We start from the raw sequence: 16938 nt of genomic DNA on the forward strand, positions 1-16938 counted from the left end.
CCGCTACTCGTCAGGCGGGAGCAGCCGCTCGACCAGCGCCGTGATGAGATCGCCCGCCTGCTCCTCCGGGAAGACGTCGGGCAGCGTGAGGCGCTCCACCACCAGCCAGTTGGCCGCCAGATAGATCATCCTGACCGCGTCGGCGTCTCCGGGCAGACCGGAGGCCAGATGGTTGGCGACATTCGCCTCGACGTCCTCGCTGACGCGTGCGGTGAGCACGGCGCGCAGCTCGGGGCGGCGGGTGGCTTCCAGCCGCAGTTCGAGGAGAGCGAGGTAGCCCGTGCTGTACGCCGAGACGCGCTCCACCACTTCGCGCACCAGCTCCGCGGTCCGCGCGCGGGTGGCCGGGCCGGTGAACATGGCCTCCATCGTGGCGTCGTCCGGGCGCAGGCACTCGTAGATCCGCCCCCCGGCCTGGGTGAGCAGGTCGTCGCGGTTGGCGAAGTAGTTGGACGCGGTGCCCTTGGGGACGTCCGCCTCGGCGTCGACGGCCCGGAAGGTGAGGCCGCGGGCGCCCTCGCGGGCGAGCACTTCGATGGCCGCGTCCACCAGCGCCGCGCGCCGGGCCAGGTTCTGCCTCATGTGCGTCCTCTCGATCACCCCCGGGCCGATACCACTCCGAGTGTAGTACTTTGCCCTTATGGACAACGATCGGCAGGAAACCTTCAGCGAGCTCCTGCACGCACAGCGGGTCTGGGACACCACACTGCCCGCGTTCGACCCGGCTTCCGCGCCCCTCGCCCCACTGCCGCTCTTCCACCGTTGGTTCGCCGAGGCCGTGGCAGCGGGCCAGACCGAGCCGCACACCATGACCCTGGCCACCGTGGACGAGCAGGGGCGTCCCGACGTACGCACGCTGATGCTGCACGGCGCTGACGAGCGCGGCTGGCACTTCGCCTCGCACGCCACCAGCGCGAAGGGCCGGCAGCTCACCGCGCACCCGGAGGCCGCACTGGGCTTCTACTGGGCGGCGCAGGGCCGCCAGATCCGGATCCGGGGCCGCGTGACGGCGGGCGCCTCCGCGGAGGGCCAGGCCGATCTGCACGCCCGCTCGACGGGTGCGCTGGCCGCCGCGCTCACCGGGCGGCAGAGCGAAGTCCTCGGCTCGCAGGACGAGTTGGCGGCGGCGTCACAGGCGGCGTGGGAGCGGGCCAGGGCCGAGCCGGACGCGCCCGTGCCGACCTGGACGCTGTATGTGCTCCAGCCGTACGAGGCGGAGTTCTTCCAGGGCGACGAGCGGCGGCGGCACGTACGGCTGCGCTACCGCCGCGAGGAGAGCGGCTGGGCGAGGGAGCTGCTCTGGCCGTGATCACCGCTCCGTGCCGGACGGAAGACAGGCACCGCCACCTCACCGTCCTCCCGGCGGAAGATGACCTCCAGCTCCATGCCGATGTTCAGCCCGCCCTCCGGGCACTCCACGATCTCGGTCATCATCCGCGGGCCTTCGGCGAGATCGACGACCGCGGCGGTGTACGGGACGCGGTCACCGAAGGGCGGCAGGTCATTGCGGTGCACAACAGACCAGGTGTAGAGCGTGGCGCGGCCGCTCGCGCCCTCCCACCCGACGTCCTCGCTCCAGCAGTGCGGGCAGAACTCGCGCGGATAGTGGTGCGCCTTCGCGCAGGCGCGGCAGCGACGGATCAGCAGGCGGCCATCGGCTGCGGCGTCCCAGAAGGGGCGGGTGAAGTCGTCGACTTCAGGCGTCGCGGTCATCAGAAGAGTCCGATCGCACTGTCCAGGGACCAGGTCTGCCATGCCATGGCGAAGAGGGCGACGAACGATATGAGCGCCATCATGCCGTTCTGACCCTGTTCCGCCCAGTAATGGATCATCAGGACCAGATAGAGCAGATTGAGAAGGAGCCCGCCGAGGAGAGCGACCGGGGTCAGAAAGCCGACGATCAGACCGAGGCCCAGGGCGAGTTCGGCGTAGACGACGACGTACGCCATGACCTTGGGGCGGGACTGGACCACCTTGTTGAAGCCGTTCTTCACCAAGGGCCACCGGTGCTTGCCCGCGACGTCCGCCGCCCAGGCGATGCCGGTGCCGCGCTCGAACCAGTCCTTCTTGTCCTTGTGGCGCCAGCTCTCCAGCCACCACAGGCCGAGACCGATGCGGAGGACGGCGAGCCATTCGGCACCGGTGAGCCAGATGGTCTCCATCCGGGCCCCCTCTCTCTCTTCGCGTCTTCATTTCTGACGACACGTCAGTTCAGCGGATGCGACGGCATGTGCGCAAGAGGTGTGCGGGCGTGATCAATTCGCAACCGATTCCCGTCTTGACTGAGACCCATCATGTAATCGCGCGATTACGCTCACGGTTCATGGCCGCCGAAAAGGACATTGACCTCACGAACGACCGGCCCGTCTACGTCATCGGCGGCGGCCCGGGCGGTCTCGCTGCTGCCGCCGCGCTGCGGGAGCAGGGCATGCGGGCCGTGGTGCTCGAGAAGTCGGAATCCGTCGGCGCCTCCTGGCGCCGCCACTACGACCGGCTGCATCTGCACACGACCCGGAGGCTGTCGGCACTGCCCGGTCTGGCGATGCCGCGGTCGTTCGGGCGCTGGGTCTCCCGTGACGACGTGATCCGCTACCTGGAGAAGTACGCGGAGTTCCACGAGCTGGAGATCGTGACCGGGGTCGAGGTCTCCCGGATCGAGCCCTCCGGTCCCGACTGGGTGCTGCACGCGACAGGCGGCCGGGAGCTGACCGGGCGGGCGGTCGTGGTGGCCACCGGCTACAACCACACCCCCCGGCTGCCCGACTGGCCGGGCCGGGATTCGTACACCGGCGAACTGCTGCACGCGGGCGCGTACCGCAACGCCGCCCCGTACGCGGGCAAGGACGTACTGGTCGTCGGCGTCGGCAACACCGGCGCCGAGATAGCCGTCGACCTGGTGGAGGGCGGCGCCGCCCGGGTCCGCCTCGCCGTGCGGACGACCCCGCACATAGTCCGCCGCTCGACGGCGGGCTGGCCGGCCCAGCGGACCGGCATCCTGGTCCGCCGGCTGCCGGTCCGCATGGTGGACCGGGCAGGCGAGATCATGTGCAAGGTCTCCGTCCCCGACCTCACGGAACAGGGGCTGCCGCGCCCGGACACGGGTCTCTACTCCCGCGTGAAGCAGGGCGCGATCCCGATCCAGGACGTGGGCCTGATCGACGCGGTACGGGCCGGCAAGGTCGAGCCGGTCGCGGCGCTGGAGTCCTTCGAGGACACTAAGGCGGTCCTGGCGGACGGCACCCGGATCTCTCCGGACACGGTGATCGCGGCAACGGGCTACCGCCGGGCGCTGGAGGGTCTGGTCGGCCATCTCGGCGTCCTGGACGAGCGGGGCAAGCCGGTGACACACGGCGGCCGCACGGCGGCGCAGGCGCCGGGGCTGTACTTCACGGGCTTCACGAACCCGATCAGCGGGATGTTCCGCGAGATGGCGCTCGACGCGCGCAAGATCGCCAAGTCGCTGGCGAGGTAGCGGGGCGCCAGAAATCCACCGCCCTGACTCCTGGCGACGTCGGCCGGCCGTCCGAGAGTTCGCCCACCGCACCCCCAAGGAGCTCGTCGCAGCCCGGCTCGCCGCTCGACAGGCATACGGGAGTCCGGCTGGCCGAAACACTCCCCCACGGCGAAGGCCGTGGGATAGCGGGATCACTCACGTGGGTACGGGTGGGACAGCGGTCCATCGTGAGCGGCCGACGCCATCCCTGAGAACTGAGCGCGCGGTCCTGTGAACCTGCAATCCCCTGTCGTCACCAGGCTTTGCCCGCAGGACTGTTCCTGACGTGTCGTCAGGTCTGTAATCTGACTATGCGTCAGTTGCCTAGGCCAACGAGCAGGAGCGGGGCTCAGCGATGCTTGGATCTACTCACGGCACCCTCACCTCCGACCTCCGTGCCCGAGTGGTGGCCTGTGGGGAGCACCCCCGCAATGCCGTCCACGACACAGCTTCGGCCACCGCGGCCGACGGCGATCTGGACGTCAGCGGGCGGCCACTGTACGCACCCGTGCCCGATCTGGACCGGTTCTTCCGGCCCGCCTCCGTCGCCGTCGTCGGGGCGTCCGACAGCGAGGGGCGGCCCAATGCCGGGATCACCCGGCAGCTGATCGGCTGGGCCGAGCGCGTCGGGGCGCGGCTCCATCCGGTGCATCCCACCCGGGAGGCCGTCTTCGGGCTGAGCTGTGTCCCTTCCGTCAGCGACCTGCCCGAGCAGGTCGATCTCGCCGTGCTCCTGGTCGCCGACCCGCTGCCGGTGATCGGGGAACTCTCTGAGGCCAAGGTGAAGTTCGCGGTGGCCTTCGCCTCCGGGTATGCCGAGACCGGCGAGGAGGGCGCGGCCGCGCAGAGGCGGCTGGCGGCCGCCGTCGAGCGGTCGGGGCTGCGGCTGCTCGGGCCGAACACCAATCTCAACGCCTTCGAGAAGTTCCGCGACGACCTCGACGGACCTGCGATCGCGCTGATCACCCAGTCCGGGCACCAGGGTCGGCCCGTCTTCAGCATGCAGGAGCTGGGCGTACGGCTCTCCCACTGGGCGCCGACCGGCAACGAGGCCGACCTGGAGACCGCCGACTTCATCTCGTACTTCTCCGAGCGCCCCGAGGTCGGGGCCATCGCCTGTTACGTGGAGGGGCTCAAGGACGGGCGGTCCTTCCTGCTCGCCGCCGACCGGGCCGCGCGGCGCGGGGTGCCGGTCATCGCGGTCAAGGTCGGGCGTACCGAGGCCGGCGCGCGGATGGCCGCCTCGCACACCGGCAAGCTGACGGGCGCGGACCAGGTGGTGGACGCGGCGATGCGGCAGTTCGGCGTGGTCCGGGTGGACGGGCTCGACGAACTCCAGGACACCTCAGCCCTGTTGGCGCGGGCGCGCAGGCCCCTGGCCGAAGGGGTTGTCGTCTATTCGATCTCGGGCGGCACCGGCGCGCACTTCTCGGACCTCGCGACAGCGGCCGGGCTGAAGCTGCCGCGGCTCTGCGAGGCCAAGCAGGCCGAGCTGCACGAGTGGATACCGGAGTATCTGAGTGTGGCCAACCCCGTCGACAACGGCGGACACCCCGTGGGCGACTGGCGCGGACGCAAGATCATCGACGCGATCCTGGCCGACCCCGATGTCGGTGTGCTGATCTGCCCGATCACCGGCCCCTTCCCGCCGATGAGCGACAAACTGGCGCAGGACCTGGTGGACGCGGCGGAGGCCACGGACAAGCTGGTCTGCGTGGTGTGGGGATCGCCCGTGGGCACGGAGGCGGCGTACCGCGAGACGCTGCTGGGATCCTCGCGGGTCGCCACCTTCCGTACGTTCGCCAACTGCATCACCGCCGTCCGGGCCTATCTGGACCACCACCGCTTCAGGGCCGGCTACCGCTCGCCCTTCGACGAGGCGCCGCGCACCCCTTCGCCCTCCTTCCGCAAGGCGCAGGCACTGATGCGCCCGGGCAAGCAGCTGAGCGAGCACGCGGCGAAGCAGCTCCTTCGGGCGTACGGGATCAGGGTGCCGCGCGAGCAGCTGGTGACCAGCGCGGCGGCGGCGGTGCGGGCGGCGGGCCTGGTCGGCTACCCGGTCGTCATGAAGGCGTCCGGCACACAGCTCGCCCACAAGAGCGAACTCGGCCTGGTCAAGGTCGGGCTGACCTCGGCCAGCCAGATCCGCGACGCCTACCGCGAGCTGACGGACATCGCCCGCTACGAGGACGTCGGCCTGGACGGGATCCTGGTCTGCCAGATGGTCGAGCGAGGCGTCGAGATGGTCGTGGGGGTCACCCAGGACGCCCTCTTCGGCCCGACGGTGACCGTGGGCCTCGGCGGGGTGCTGGTGGAGGTCCTGCACGACGCGGCCGTACGCGTACCTCCCTTCGGCGAGGACCAGGCCCGCGCGATGCTCGGCGAACTGCGCGGCCGCGCACTGCTGGACGGCGTACGGGGCGGCCCGCCGGTGGATGTGGACGCGCTGGTGGAGGTCGTGCTGCGGGTCCAGCGGATGGCGCTGGAGCTGGGCGACGAACTGTCGGAGCTGGACATCAACCCCTTGATGGTGCTGCCGCGCGGGCAGGGCGCGGTGGCGCTGGACGCGCTGGCCGTCTGCCGGTGACGTCGACCGTACGAATCGGAGCTGCTCCCCCATGACTTCCTCCCCCGAAGAGTCCACTGAGTCATTGATACTGCACAGCACTGACAACGCGGTCTCGTGGATCACCCTCAACCGCCCCGAGGCCATGAACGCGGTCACCTGGGACCAGCGGGAACGGATCATCGCGCTGCTGGAGGCCGCCTCCGCCGACCCCGAGGTCCGGGCCGTCGTCATCACCGCCACCGGCAAGGGGTTCTGCGCGGGCGCGGATCTGCGCGGGACTCCGCCCACCGCTCGGGAGCGGATCCCCGGGGACGTGGCGCGGACGATACGGCTCGGCGCGCAGCGCCTGATCGGAGCCGTACTCGACTGCGAGAAGCCCGTGATCGCCGCCGTCAACGGCACCGCCGCCGGCATCGGCGCGCATCTCGCCTTCGCCTGCGATCTCGTACTGGCCGCGGAACCGGCCAGGTTCATCGAGGTGTTCGTACGGCGGGGGCTCGTCCCGGACGGCGGCGGTGCGTATCTGCTGCCCCGGCTGATCGGGCCGCAGCGTGCGAAGGAGCTGATGTTCTTCGGCGACGCGCTCCCGGCCGCGGAGGCCGAGCGGATCGGACTCGTCAACCGGGTCGTACCGGCAGAGGAGTTGGAGAAGACCGCTCGCGAGTGGGCGGAGCGGCTGGCGGCGGGGCCGACGAGGGCGCTCGCGCTGACCAAGCAGCTGGTGAACGTCTCACTCGACGCCGACCGGGCGTCGGCCTTCGCCGCCGAGGCCGCCGCACAGGAGATCAACATGACGACGCACGACGCGAACGAGGGCGTGGCGAGCTTCGTGGAGCGCCGCACGCCTCAGTACCGCGGGCTCTAGAGCGGGTTCCCCGGATTCCCAGGCAAGAACGACACCGGCCGCCGCGACGGCGCCCGCGCGAATGGCTGGATGACCCTCGAGCCGTACTACGTCCAGGGGTTCTGAGACCTCGCCCGACCCTCCGCTCGCAGCCTTGGCTCCGAGGCGCTTGCTGTGACGGCCCCCGCGGCCGGGCTGATTACCTGGCCACAGGGGCCGATGGCGCCTCAGCTCAACAGCTCACCAATCGCCTGAGCTCTGAGCGCGGGCCGCGCGGACACCCTTCCCATCTGACGAACCGTCAGGTTCAATGGAGGTGTGATGGGACACGCAGGGATGGCGGCCACCGCCGTCCGATATCTCAGGTCCGTGGGGGCTCCCACGGCCACGGACCCGGCCACCGCCCCGGTCGGCGAGCCGTTCGACGTGCTGCCGCGCCCCGACCTGCGGGCCGTCGGCGTCGACGAGCGGCTGCCCGTCGACGCGGCCGAATTCCGCCGCGTACTGGGGCACTTCGCGACCGGCGTCACCGTCATCACGGCGTACGACGAGGACGGACCGGCCGGTTTCGCCTGCCAGTCCTTCGCCTCCCTGTCGCTCGACCCGCCGCTGGTCGCCTTCATGGTCGCCCGTACATCCACGACCTGGCCGCGCATCGCCCGCGCCGGGTCCTTCTGCGTCAACGTCCTCGGTGCGCACCAGGGCGAGCTGTGCCGCGGCTTCGCGGTGAGCGGCGCGGACAAGTTCGCCGGGGTCACGCACACCGGAGCGCCGGTGACCGGGTCGCCGCTCCTGGAGGGCGTACCGGCCTGGATCGACTGCACGATCCAGACCGTGCACACCGGCGGCGACCATCTGATCGTCGTGGGCCGGGTCGCGGCGCTGGGTGCAACGGCCGGGAACACGGACGACGAGGGCGCGCCGCTGCTCTTCCACCGGGGGAGGTTCGGGCGCTTCAGCGCGTGACCGTGTCGGCCGCGGTCGTCGGCTTCACCAGCGACACAGATGACACGGGCGACACGGGAGACAGCTTCGGCAGCGGCTTGCGCCGGATCACCAGCGCCATCAGCGCCGCCGCCGCGCACAGCGCCCCCGACGCGTACCAGACCACGTCGTACGAACCGAAGGTGTCCCGCGCCAGGCCGCCCGCGAAAGCTACGATCGCCGCGCCCACCTGGTGCGAGGCCAGCACCCAGCCGAAGACGATCGCGCTGTCGTCGCCGTAGTGCTCGCGGCACAGGGCGATCGTCGGCGGGACCGTCGCCACCCAGTCCAGGCCGTAGAAGACGATGAAGAAGATCATCGGCGGGTGGACGGACGGGGCCAGCAGCATCGGCAGGAAGAGCAGGCTGATGCCGCGCAGCGCGTAGTAGACGGCCAGCAGCCGCCGTGCCTCGAAGCGGTCGGTGAACCAGCCCGAGGCGATCGTGCCGGCGACATCGAAGACGCCGATCACCGCGAGCAGCGAAGCGGCCGCCGTGATCGGCATGCCGTGGTCGTGGGCGGCGGGCACGAAGTGGGTCTTGACCAGGCCGTTCGTCGAGGCACCGCAGATCGCGAAGGTGCCTGCCAGCAGCCAGAACGGGCCGGTGCGGGCTGCCCGGAACAGGACGGTGACCGCGCGTCGGGCCGCGCCGGGTACCGGGTCGGGCTTCGGCGTGAAGCCCTCGGCGCCGTACGCCGCGATACCCATGTCCGCCGGGTGGTCCCGCAGCAGCAGCCAGACGAACGGGACGACGGCGAGAGCCGAGAGCGCGACCGTGATCGAGGCCGGGCGCCAGCCGTGGTTCTCGACCAGCCAGGAGAGAAGGGGCAGGAAGACGAGCTGGCCGGAGGCGCCGGCCGCGGTGAGGATGCCGGTGACCAGTCCGCGCCGCTGCACGAACCACCGGTTGGTGACCGTCGCGGCGAACGCCAGCGCCATCGATCCGCTGCCCAGGCCGACCAGAATGCCCCAGTACATCACCAGTTGCCATGACGTCGTCATAAAGACGGTCAGTCCGGATCCGACCGCGATGACCGTCAGCGCGACCGCGACCACCCGGCGGATGCCGAAGCGGTCCATCAGCGCCGCGGCGAACGGCGCGGTGAGCCCGTACAGCGCCAGATTCACCGAGACCGCGAAGCCGATCGTGCCGCGCGACCAGTTGAACTCCTCGTGCAGCGGCTCGATCAGCAGGCCCGGCAGCGAGGCGAAGGCGGCGGCGCCGATGATCGTCACAAAGGTGACGACAGCGACGAACCACGCGCGGTGGATACGGGGAGGACGACGAAGGGGCTGCGGGCCGCCGTGCGGCGCGGTTGTCTGGGGCACGTCACCCAGCATCCGGGGATCGATCACCGCCAACGAGTGGCCCGAACGACAGCGTTCGTTAGGATCGGGCCATGGCCGACGCGAAGAGACGCGACACGACGAGCTCCATCACTACGAGGCGCGAGACGACGAGCTCCGCAACCAGGAAGCACCGCATCGCCGTCCTCGCCATGCCCCAGGTGATCCCCTTCGAGCTGGGGATCCCCCATCGCATCTTCGGACGCGCCTTCTCCCCCGGCGGCGACCACCTCTACGAGGTCGTCACCTGTGCGCCGACACCCGGCTTCGTGCAGCCCGAGGCGGACTTCTCGCTGTACATCGAGCACGGCCCGGAGGCACTGGCCGAAGCCGACACGGTGATCGTGCCCGCCGCGTACGAGCCCGATGTGCTCTACCAGGAGGGCCGCCTCCCCGAGGAGCTCGCCCAGGCGTTCCGTCATGTCCGCCCCGGCACCCGTATGGCGTCCATCTGCACCGGCAGCTTCGTCCTCGCCGCCGCCGGCTATCTGGACGGCCGGCCCGCCACCACCCACTGGCACTGGGCGGACCTCTTCCAGCGCCTCTTCCCCTCCGTCAAGGTCGACCCCGACGTGCTGTACATCGACGACGGCGACGTCCTCACCTCGGCGGGCGTCGCGGCCGGCATCGACCTGTGCGTACACATGGTGCGGCGCGACCACGGGGCGGCCGTGGCCAACGACGTCGCCCGGCGCAGCGTCGTACCGCCGCACCGGGAAGGCGGGCAGGCCCAGTACATCCAACGCCCTCTCCCTGAAGCGCAGTTGGCGACCACAACCACCGCACGCGGCTGGGCGCTCGGCCGCCTCCACGAGCCGATCCAGCTGCGCGACATGGCGGAACAGGAGTCCATGAGCGTACGAACGTTCACGCGCCGCTTCCGCGAGGAGGTTGGCGTCAGCCCCGGCCAGTGGCTGACGCAGCAGCGCGTGGAGCGGGCCCGGCATCTGCTCGAATCCACGGAGCTGTCGGTCGACCAGGTGGCGCGGGACGCGGGCTTCGGTACGGCGCAGTCGATGCGCCAGCACCTACAGGCGGTGCTCGGCGTCCCGCCGACCGTCTACCGCCGCACTTTCCGCGCGGGAGTCCTGAACGACAGCGGCCTCGGTGGCGGATGACATCCGCCGCTCCCCCAGGGCGCTGACCACGGCCAGTACGACCGTCAGTCCCACGCCCGCCAGGATCGCCGCCGACGGCGACGCGACGCTCAGCAGCGCGCCCGACAGCGTCGCGCTCGCCGCGTAACCGACGCCCACGGCCGCGTACATCACCGAGAAACCGGCGGCGAGCATCCGCGCGGGAAGCGCCTGGCGCAGCGCGAGCGTTCGGGTCAGCTGCACCCCGGACGTGAGTACCCCGGCCAGCAGCAGGCCCACCGCGACGCCGACGAGCGCCGGTACGAGCGCGACCACCGCGACCACGGCGGAGACGGCGAAGAGCAGCACCAGGCTCTGTGTACGGACCCGGCCCGGCCAGGTTCGCAGGCCGTATCCGAACGAGCCGAGGGCAGCGGCCACCGAGTACCCCGCGAGCAGCGGGCCCGCCCAGCCGACCGCGATGTGCCGCTGCTCCAGCAGGGCCGGCAGGACCAGTTCGGCGAGGGCCAGCAGGCCCATGCCGGCCGCGCCCGTGACGTACACCGGCCAGGCGGCGGCCAGTACGCGCAGCGTCGAGCCGCCCTCGGCGGGGGCCTCCTCGGCCTTCCATCCCACAGGCAGCGCCCACAAGCCCGCGGCCCCCGACACGGCGAGCCCGGCGGCGAGCAGCAGCGGCACGGAGGGATTCACGCCGAGAGCGAGAGAGGTGGCGAGCACCGGGGTCGCGGCCCAGATGACGAAGGTGAGCGTCGTCTCGAAGCTCATGGCCTGAGCGGCGGAGCGCTCGGGAACCAGCGAGAGCAGCATGGTGCGAAGACCGCCCGGCGACGCGGCGGGCGCGGCACCGGCGGTCAGTGCGAACGCGCCGAGCAGTACGGGGTGTTCATGCGGGAAGACTCCCAGCGCGGCGAAGGCGGCGGCCCCGGCGACCAGGCCGGCGGCGATCTGGAAACGGGCGCGTTCCGGGGTGAGGCGGGGCCCGAGCAGCAGCGCGCCGAGGATCTCGCCGAGCACGTACACGGCGGCGAGCGTGGCGCCGAGCCCGTAACCGCCGGGCCGCTCGCGCACCAGGAAGACCAGCGCGAGCGGCGCCATCGCGACCGGGGAACGGGCCCCGACGGCGACAAGTGACCAGGTCAGGACGGGCCGAGTGGCCAGTTCGCGGTAGGGCATGGGGCGACCGTAACGCGGACCGGTGGGGCGGGCTCAACCAGTTTTCCGGGGGTCGGCGTAGGGCGCGTGCTCAGGCTCGTGCTGCCGGTCTCCGCGCTCAGGCTTGTGCCGAGGGTCGTGCCGGGCGCCGACCCGGAGGTCACAGCGTCAGGGCTCAGAACGTCAGAACGCCGCGCGCAACCCGCCCGTGGTGTGCGTCGTCCGCCGCCTTCGCGAAGTCCTCGATCGGATAGGTCTCGGTGACCAGTTCGTCCAGCAGCAGCCGGCCCTGCCGGTACAGCTCGGCGTAGAGCGCGATGTCGTGCTGCGGGCGCGAGGATCCGTAACGGCAGCCCAGAATGGACTTGTCCAGGAACATGGCCGCCGGCACGAACGACGCCTCCGCCGTCGCCGCCGGCATACCGAGGAGAATCGCCTGGCCGTGCCGGTCGAGCAGATCGATCGCCTGGCGGATCAGCGCGGTGTGACCGACGCACTCGAAGGCGTGGTCGGCGCCGGTCGGCAGAATCTCCCGTACGCCGTCCGCCGATTCGAGGAAATGCGTCGCCCCGAACTGCCGGGCCACCCCCTCCTTCGCCGGATTCGAGTCCACCGCGACGATGACGGACGCGCCCGCGATCCGGGCGCCCTGGATGACGTTGAGCCCGATGCCGCCCGTACCGATGACAACGACGGTGTCGCCGCGGTCGACCTTCGCGCGGTTGAGTACGGCCCCGACTCCCGTCAGCACCCCGCAGCCGATCAGCGCGGCGGAGGTCAGCGGCAGGTCGGAGGGGATCTTCACGGCCTGGACGGCCTTGACGATCGTCCGCTCCGCGAAGGCGGAGTTGGAGGCGAACTGGTAGAGCGGTTCGCCACCGCGCGAGAAGGGTCGGCCGGGCCGCCCGATCGCCTTGCGGCACATGGTGGGCCGGCCGCGGTCGCAGTCCGCGCACGCACCGCAGTTGGCGAGGGTGGAGAGCGAGACGTGGTCGCCGGGCGCGACATGGCCGACGCCCGCACCGACCGCCTCGACAACGCCCGCGCCCTCGTGCCCGAGGACCACCGGCACGGGAAAGGGGATCGTGCCGTCGATCACCGAGAGATCGCTGTGACAGAGCCCGGCGGCGGCGACGGTGACCAGGACCTCGCCGGGGCCCGGATCCCGTATCTCCAGATCGTCAACTACCTGCGGCTGCTTGCCGTCGAAGACGACGCCTCTCATCGGGGCTCCCTCGGTAGGCCGAGCACCCGCTCGGCGATGATGTTGCGCTGGATTTCGTCCGAGCCGCCGTAGATGGTGTCGGCGCGGGTGAAGAGGAACAGCCGTTGGAGAACGTCGAGTTCGTACGGGTTCTCGGCGCTCCAGTCGTACGGACCTGCCGCCGCGCTCGCACCGCGTACGGCCATGGCGAGCTCGCCGAGCCGCTGGTGCCAGCCGCCCCAGAGCAGCTTGGCGACGCTGGGCGCTCCGGGGTCCTCCTCGGAACTGCCCAGCGTGCGCAGGGCGTTCCAGCGCATGGTGCGCAGTTCGGCCCACTGCCGTACGAGACGGTCTCCGAGTACGGGGTCGTCGGCGGCGCCGCTCTCGACTGCCAGCCGGACGACCTGCGCCAACTCCTCCTCGAACCCGATCTGTTGGACCAGGGTCGACACGCCGCGCTCCAGAGCGAGCAGTCCCATGGCGACGCGCCAGCCGTTGCCCTCGCCGCCGACGACATGTCCGGCGGCGGCGAGGGCGCCGTCGAAGAAGACCTCGTTGAACTCCGCGGTGCCGGACATCTGGCGGATCGGCCGTACGTCGATACGGCCCGGCTGGTCCATGGGCAGGAGCAGGAACGACAGGCCGTGGTGGCGCTGCGATCCGGGCTCGGTGCGGGCGAGGACGAAGCACCAGTCGGCTTCGTGCGCCAGGGAGGTCCAGATCTTCTGTCCGCTGATCCGGTAGGTGTCACCGTCCCGTACGGCGGCGGTCCGCACCCCGGCCAGGTCCGAGCCCGCGCCGGGCTCGCTGTACGCCTGGCACCAGAGCTCCCCGCCGCGCGCGACGGCAGGCAGGAAGCGGTCCCGCTGCTCCTGGCTGCCGTACGCGATGAGCGTGGGCGCAAGGAGGTTCTCGCCGATGTGCCCGACGCGGCCGGGGGCGCCGGAGCGGGCGTACTCCTCGGCCCAGACGACCTGTTGGGTCAGCGTGGCCTGCCGGTTCCCGTACCCGTCCTCGCCCCAGCCGAGCCCGATCCACCCGGCTCGGCCGAGCTCCCGCTCCCAGGCGCGGCGGGCCACCACGCGCTCGTGCTCGCTGCCGGGGCCGCCGTGGTGGGCGGCCTCGGCGTGGCTCCCGACGAGGTGGGCGTCGAGCCACGCCCGTGCCTCCCGGCGGAATAGCTGGTCCGCGGGACCGAACGCGAAGTCCATGTCTCCTCCATGGAGTTGAAGTTTCCCACCCCGCCCCTTCCCGAACTGGGGGCAAGCCCCCAGACCCCCGGACGCCCTCCGGGCGTGTCCTCAAGCGCCGGACGGGCTGCAATGCGGCCCCTCCGGCGCTTGAGGAGCGGGGCTCGGGGCGGAGCCCCAACAGGAGCCCCGCCGGCGATTGAGGCGCGGGGTCCGGGGCGGGGCCCCGTAACCCGGGGCCCGGCTAGGCGTTCGGGCGCTCACCCGACGTCGCCGCCCGCGCCATCTCCTCCAAGCGCGCCAGCATCGGCATCGGGTCCACCCCCACCGTCCCCGGCAGAAAGTCCGCGATCTTCTCCGGGGTCCACGCCCCCTCCGCGTAACCGGCCCGCAGTTCCCTCGGCTGCGCCCACACCGCGATCTTCGGGCCCGCGATCGTGTAGACCTGGCCCGTGATCCGCTCCTCCCGCGCCCGCTCGGAGAGCAGGTACACGACCAGCGCCGCCACGTCCTCCGGCTCCCCGATCTCCTTCAGCTCCATCGGTACGTTCGCCGACATCCGCGTACGCGCCACCGGCGCCACCGCGTTCGCCGTCACCCCGTACTTGTTCAGGCCCAGCGCCGCGCTCCGCACCAGCGAGATGATCCCGCCCTTCGCCGCCGAGTAGTTGGCCTGCGCCACGCTCCCCTGGTGGTTGCCGCTGGTGAACCCGATCAGGGTTCCGCCGCCCTGCTTCCGCATCACCGCCGACGCCGCCCGGAACACCGTGAACGTCCCCTTCAGATGCGTCGCGACGACCGGGTCCCACTCCTCCTCGGACATGTTGAAGAGCATCCGTTCGCGCAGAATCCCGGCCACACAGACCACACCGTCGATACGGCCGTACTGCGCCAGCGCCACGTCCACGATCCGCTGACCGCCGGCCATCGTCGAGATGTCGTCCGCGACCGCGACCGCCTCTCCGCCCGCCGCCTCGATCTCCTTGACCACGGCCTCGGCGATCTCACTCGTCGGCTCGCCGCCCTCGATCGAGACGCCGTAGTCGTTGACGACGACCCGTGCGCCCTCCGCTGCGGCGGCCAGCGCGACCGCCCGACCGATGCCGCGCCCCGCACCGGTGACGGCGACGACCTTGCCTGCCAAGAAGTTCCCCACGTCCGGCCCCTTCCCGCGGTTTCTGACGGACCGTTAGATTCTACGGTCAGTCAGATACTTCAGCACAAGACCCGGGAGGCCCGATGTCACTGCCGGCCGAGTTCCACGACATCGCCAAACGCGTGAACAACTGGGGGCGTTGGGGCACGAGCGACGAGATCGGCACGCTCAACCTGATCACCGACGAGGTCGTCAGGAACGCCGCCGCCGAAGTCCGCAGCGGGCGCCGCGTCGCCCTCGCGCTGCCGCTGCAGCAGGACGGCGTCCAGACCGGCCTCATCCCGGGCCGGGTGAACCCGCTGCACACCATGGTCCAGATCAACCAGGAGCTGTTCGGCCCCGGCACCGTCGCCACCAGCGACGACGCCGTGACCATGGGCCTGCAGGCCGCCACCCACTGGGACGCGCTGACCCATGCATCGCACTCCGGCAAGATCTACAACGGCCGCCCCGCCGACACCATCACCGCGCACACCCGCGCACAGTTCAGCGGTATCGACAAGGCACGCCATATCGTCTCGCGCGGCGTACTGCTCGATGTGGCGCGTACCAAGGGTCTGGACCGACTGCCCGGAGACCACGCCGTCACACCCGAGGACCTCGACGAGGCCGCGGAGTTCGCCGGCCTGACCATAAAATCCGGTGACATCGTTCTCGTACGGACCGGACAGATCCAGGTCTGCCTCGGCGGCGACAAACACGGCTACGGATACCCGTCCCCGGGCCTGTCCGTCCGTACCCCCGAGTGGTTCCACGCCCACGATGTCGCCGCCGTCGCGAACGACACCCTCACCTTCGAGATCTTCCCGCCGGAGATCGAGAACCTCTGGCTGCCCGTGCATGCCCTGGACCTGGTCGAGATGGGCATGCTGCAGGGCCAGAACTGGAATCTGGAAAAGTTGTCCACAGCCTGTGCGGAAACCGGGCGGTACGCGTTCCTGCTGTCCGCGATGCCGGAGCCGTTCGTCGGCGGTACGGGGACCCCCGTAGCCCCGGTCGCGATCCTCTGACAGCCGTCACCGGCAGACAACGGGCGGCGACCCGGACTGCGCAACCCCGGACCGCGACCCCAGGGCGGCTGTCCCGGGCTGCTATCCCGGGCTGGCACCCCGCGCCCTACGGCGCGGTGACATAGCCCCGCACTCCCGGCTGCTCGTACGCCCCCGCCACGACCGCCGGTGCGCCCCTGTCCACCTCGCACCAGATGGACTTGCCGGCGCCCTCCGGCTGCCAGCCCCACCGGTCGGCGAGTCCGTCGACCAGTTCAAGACCGCGGCCGTTGGTGTCGTCGCCCTCGGCGTGACGCGGCTGCGGCGGGCGGGCGCTGATGTCGGCGACCTCCACCCGTACGGTCCCGGCCTCGGCCACGCCCGCCCCGAAGAGCATCCGCAGCACAGCCGGACAGCCGGTGTGGACGACGGCGTTGGTGACCAGCTCCGAGATCAGCAGGATCAGCGTGTCGGCCAGCGGCTCGTCCCCTATACCGGACCCGGCGAGCCTGGAACGAGCCCACCTGCGGGCGCGCCCCACCTCCGCGGGATCGGGCCCGACCTCCAACTGAACCAGAAGCACCTGCACCGCTCACACCATCCGAACCGGCGGACACATCGCCTCGCGCCTCGACAAGGTCCTGAACAAGGTCACTGAAAGTGACTCCCTTGCAAGACAGCATGGTTGACGTACAGTCACCGCAACAAGCGCTTCGGGCATATTCCAGCGCGAAAGAGTACCCGTGGTGCATACTGTGCGACGCACGTTGCGGAGAGTCGAACAGAGGCTCACAGCCCGTACTCGCACAGGGCGAACGGAGCACATTCCCGGTCCCGGAGCCGCCGCAGGGGCAACACCGGCAGAGCCCGGCCTCGGAACCACTCGCATCCCACGGAGAGTACCGGAGCCCG

General features: G+C 70.9%; 16 protein-coding genes. 7 read left to right on the plus strand and 9 right to left on the minus strand.

Annotated elements, in window-relative coordinates; translation table 11 throughout:
* Positions 1-3 precede the first annotated feature (3 nt).
* A complete protein-coding gene (locus tag AB0D12_RS14880) occupies positions 4-582 on the minus strand; it encodes a TetR family transcriptional regulator (protein WP_327324314.1) in 579 nt (192 codons plus the stop codon).
* Between the two features lie 58 nt (positions 583-640).
* Here AB0D12_RS14880 and AB0D12_RS14885 point away from each other — a divergent pair, with 58 nt between their 5' ends.
* The gene (locus tag AB0D12_RS14885) at positions 641-1309 is read left to right on the plus strand and encodes a pyridoxal 5'-phosphate synthase (protein ID WP_362681532.1); all 669 of its coding nucleotides are present in this window, start codon (positions 641-643) and stop codon (positions 1307-1309) included.
* On the opposite strand, the gene AB0D12_RS14890 is transcribed toward AB0D12_RS14885, so the two are convergent.
* Both AB0D12_RS14890 and AB0D12_RS14895 read right to left on the minus strand, forming a co-directional pair.
* Positions 1261-1713 (minus strand): Zn-ribbon domain-containing OB-fold protein, encoded by a 453-nt coding sequence (locus AB0D12_RS14890; RefSeq protein WP_362681535.1) that lies wholly within the window; start codon positions 1711-1713, stop codon positions 1261-1263. The genes AB0D12_RS14885 and AB0D12_RS14890 overlap by 49 nt on opposite strands.
* A complete protein-coding gene (locus AB0D12_RS14895; protein WP_362681538.1) occupies positions 1713-2162 on the minus strand; it encodes a DoxX family membrane protein in 450 nt (149 codons plus the stop codon). The genes AB0D12_RS14890 and AB0D12_RS14895 overlap by 1 nt, the downstream gene beginning before the upstream one ends.
* 161 nt (positions 2163-2323) lie before the next feature.
* Here AB0D12_RS14895 and AB0D12_RS14900 point away from each other — a divergent pair, with 161 nt between their 5' ends.
* From AB0D12_RS14900 to AB0D12_RS14915, 4 genes are all read left to right on the plus strand, one after another.
* Positions 2324-3472 carry an NAD(P)/FAD-dependent oxidoreductase gene (locus tag AB0D12_RS14900; protein ID WP_362681541.1) on the plus strand — a complete coding sequence of 383 codons (1149 nt, stop codon included), beginning with the start codon at positions 2324-2326 and terminating at the stop codon, positions 3470-3472.
* A gap of 376 nt (positions 3473-3848) precedes the next feature.
* Entirely contained in the window at positions 3849-6080 is a 2232-nt protein-coding gene (locus AB0D12_RS14905; protein ID WP_362681544.1) for an acetate--CoA ligase family protein, read from the plus strand.
* A 31-nt stretch (positions 6081-6111) separates the two neighbouring features.
* A complete protein-coding gene (locus tag AB0D12_RS14910; RefSeq protein ID WP_362681547.1) occupies positions 6112-6927 on the plus strand; it encodes an enoyl-CoA hydratase-related protein in 816 nt (271 codons plus the stop codon).
* A 315-nt stretch (positions 6928-7242) separates the two neighbouring features.
* Positions 7243-7872: a flavin reductase family protein gene (locus tag AB0D12_RS14915; protein ID WP_362682071.1), complete on the plus strand. Its 630-nt coding sequence runs from the start codon at positions 7243-7245 to the stop codon at positions 7870-7872.
* On the opposite strand, the gene AB0D12_RS14920 is transcribed toward AB0D12_RS14915, so the two are convergent.
* A complete protein-coding gene (locus AB0D12_RS14920) occupies positions 7862-9232 on the minus strand; it encodes an MFS transporter (protein ID WP_362682074.1) in 1371 nt (456 codons plus the stop codon). The two genes, AB0D12_RS14915 and AB0D12_RS14920, sit on opposite strands and share 11 nt — an antisense overlap.
* A gap of 59 nt (positions 9233-9291) precedes the next feature.
* Here AB0D12_RS14920 and AB0D12_RS14925 point away from each other — a divergent pair, with 59 nt between their 5' ends.
* On the plus strand, positions 9292-10356 hold the full coding sequence (locus tag AB0D12_RS14925; protein WP_362681550.1) for a helix-turn-helix domain-containing protein: 1065 nt from the start codon (positions 9292-9294) through the stop codon (positions 10354-10356).
* Here the strand turns inward: AB0D12_RS14925 and AB0D12_RS14930 are convergent.
* The 4 genes from AB0D12_RS14930 to AB0D12_RS14945 all read right to left on the minus strand — a co-directional run bounded on the left by AB0D12_RS14930 (position 10267) and on the right by AB0D12_RS14945 (position 15037).
* The gene (locus AB0D12_RS14930; protein ID WP_362681553.1) at positions 10267-11508 is read right to left on the minus strand and encodes an MFS transporter; all 1242 of its coding nucleotides are present in this window, start codon (positions 11506-11508) and stop codon (positions 10267-10269) included. The two genes, AB0D12_RS14925 and AB0D12_RS14930, sit on opposite strands and share 90 nt — an antisense overlap.
* 154 nt (positions 11509-11662) lie before the next feature.
* Positions 11663-12712 carry a Zn-dependent alcohol dehydrogenase gene (locus AB0D12_RS14935; protein WP_362681556.1) on the minus strand — a complete coding sequence of 350 codons (1050 nt, stop codon included), beginning with the start codon at positions 12710-12712 and terminating at the stop codon, positions 11663-11665.
* Positions 12709-13902 carry an acyl-CoA dehydrogenase family protein gene (locus AB0D12_RS14940; protein ID WP_362681559.1) on the minus strand — a complete coding sequence of 398 codons (1194 nt, stop codon included), beginning with the start codon at positions 13900-13902 and terminating at the stop codon, positions 12709-12711. The genes AB0D12_RS14935 and AB0D12_RS14940 overlap by 4 nt, the downstream gene beginning before the upstream one ends.
* Before the next feature lie 223 nt (positions 13903-14125).
* Entirely contained in the window at positions 14126-15037 is a 912-nt protein-coding gene (locus AB0D12_RS14945; protein ID WP_327324326.1) for an SDR family NAD(P)-dependent oxidoreductase, read from the minus strand.
* Between the two features lie 83 nt (positions 15038-15120).
* Between AB0D12_RS14945 and AB0D12_RS14950 the strand changes: the two genes are divergently transcribed.
* Complete coding sequence (locus AB0D12_RS14950; RefSeq protein ID WP_362681562.1) at positions 15121-16047, plus strand: cyclase family protein; 927 nt, start codon at positions 15121-15123, stop codon at positions 16045-16047.
* A 106-nt stretch (positions 16048-16153) separates the two neighbouring features.
* On the opposite strand, the gene AB0D12_RS14955 is transcribed toward AB0D12_RS14950, so the two are convergent.
* The gene (locus AB0D12_RS14955; protein WP_362681565.1) at positions 16154-16615 is read right to left on the minus strand and encodes an ATP-binding protein; all 462 of its coding nucleotides are present in this window, start codon (positions 16613-16615) and stop codon (positions 16154-16156) included.
* Positions 16616-16938 lie beyond the last annotated feature (323 nt).

The sequence above is a fragment of the Streptomyces sp. NPDC048479 genome, from assembly GCF_040651435.1.
GTDB lineage: Bacteria > Actinomycetota > Actinomycetes > Streptomycetales > Streptomycetaceae > Streptomyces.

Coding starts and splice junctions, on each gene's coding strand:
- AB0D12_RS14935 (WP_362681556.1), bottom strand. CDS start 12,712: ATGAGAGGCGTCGTCTTCGACGGCAAGCAGCCGCAGGTAGTTGACGAT.
- AB0D12_RS14950 (WP_362681562.1), top strand. CDS start 15,121: ATGTCACTGCCGGCCGAGTTCCACGACATCGCCAAACGCGTGAACAAC.
- AB0D12_RS14930 (WP_362681553.1), bottom strand. CDS start 11,508: ATGCCCTACCGCGAACTGGCCACTCGGCCCGTCCTGACCTGGTCACTT.
- AB0D12_RS14915 (WP_362682071.1), top strand. CDS start 7,243: ATGGCGGCCACCGCCGTCCGATATCTCAGGTCCGTGGGGGCTCCCACG.
- AB0D12_RS14895 (WP_362681538.1), bottom strand. CDS start 2,162: ATGGAGACCATCTGGCTCACCGGTGCCGAATGGCTCGCCGTCCTCCGC.
- AB0D12_RS14940 (WP_362681559.1), bottom strand. CDS start 13,902: ATGGACTTCGCGTTCGGTCCCGCGGACCAGCTATTCCGCCGGGAGGCA.
- AB0D12_RS14885 (WP_362681532.1), top strand. CDS start 641: ATGGACAACGATCGGCAGGAAACCTTCAGCGAGCTCCTGCACGCACAG.
- AB0D12_RS14925 (WP_362681550.1), top strand. CDS start 9,292: ATGGCCGACGCGAAGAGACGCGACACGACGAGCTCCATCACTACGAGG.
- AB0D12_RS14910 (WP_362681547.1), top strand. CDS start 6,112: ATGACTTCCTCCCCCGAAGAGTCCACTGAGTCATTGATACTGCACAGC.
- AB0D12_RS14900 (WP_362681541.1), top strand. CDS start 2,324: ATGGCCGCCGAAAAGGACATTGACCTCACGAACGACCGGCCCGTCTAC.
- AB0D12_RS14920 (WP_362682074.1), bottom strand. CDS start 9,232: ATGCTGGGTGACGTGCCCCAGACAACCGCGCCGCACGGCGGCCCGCAG.
- AB0D12_RS14905 (WP_362681544.1), top strand. CDS start 3,849: ATGCTTGGATCTACTCACGGCACCCTCACCTCCGACCTCCGTGCCCGA.
- AB0D12_RS14890 (WP_362681535.1), bottom strand. CDS start 1,713: ATGACCGCGACGCCTGAAGTCGACGACTTCACCCGCCCCTTCTGGGAC.
- AB0D12_RS14880 (WP_327324314.1), bottom strand. CDS start 582: ATGAGGCAGAACCTGGCCCGGCGCGCGGCGCTGGTGGACGCGGCCATC.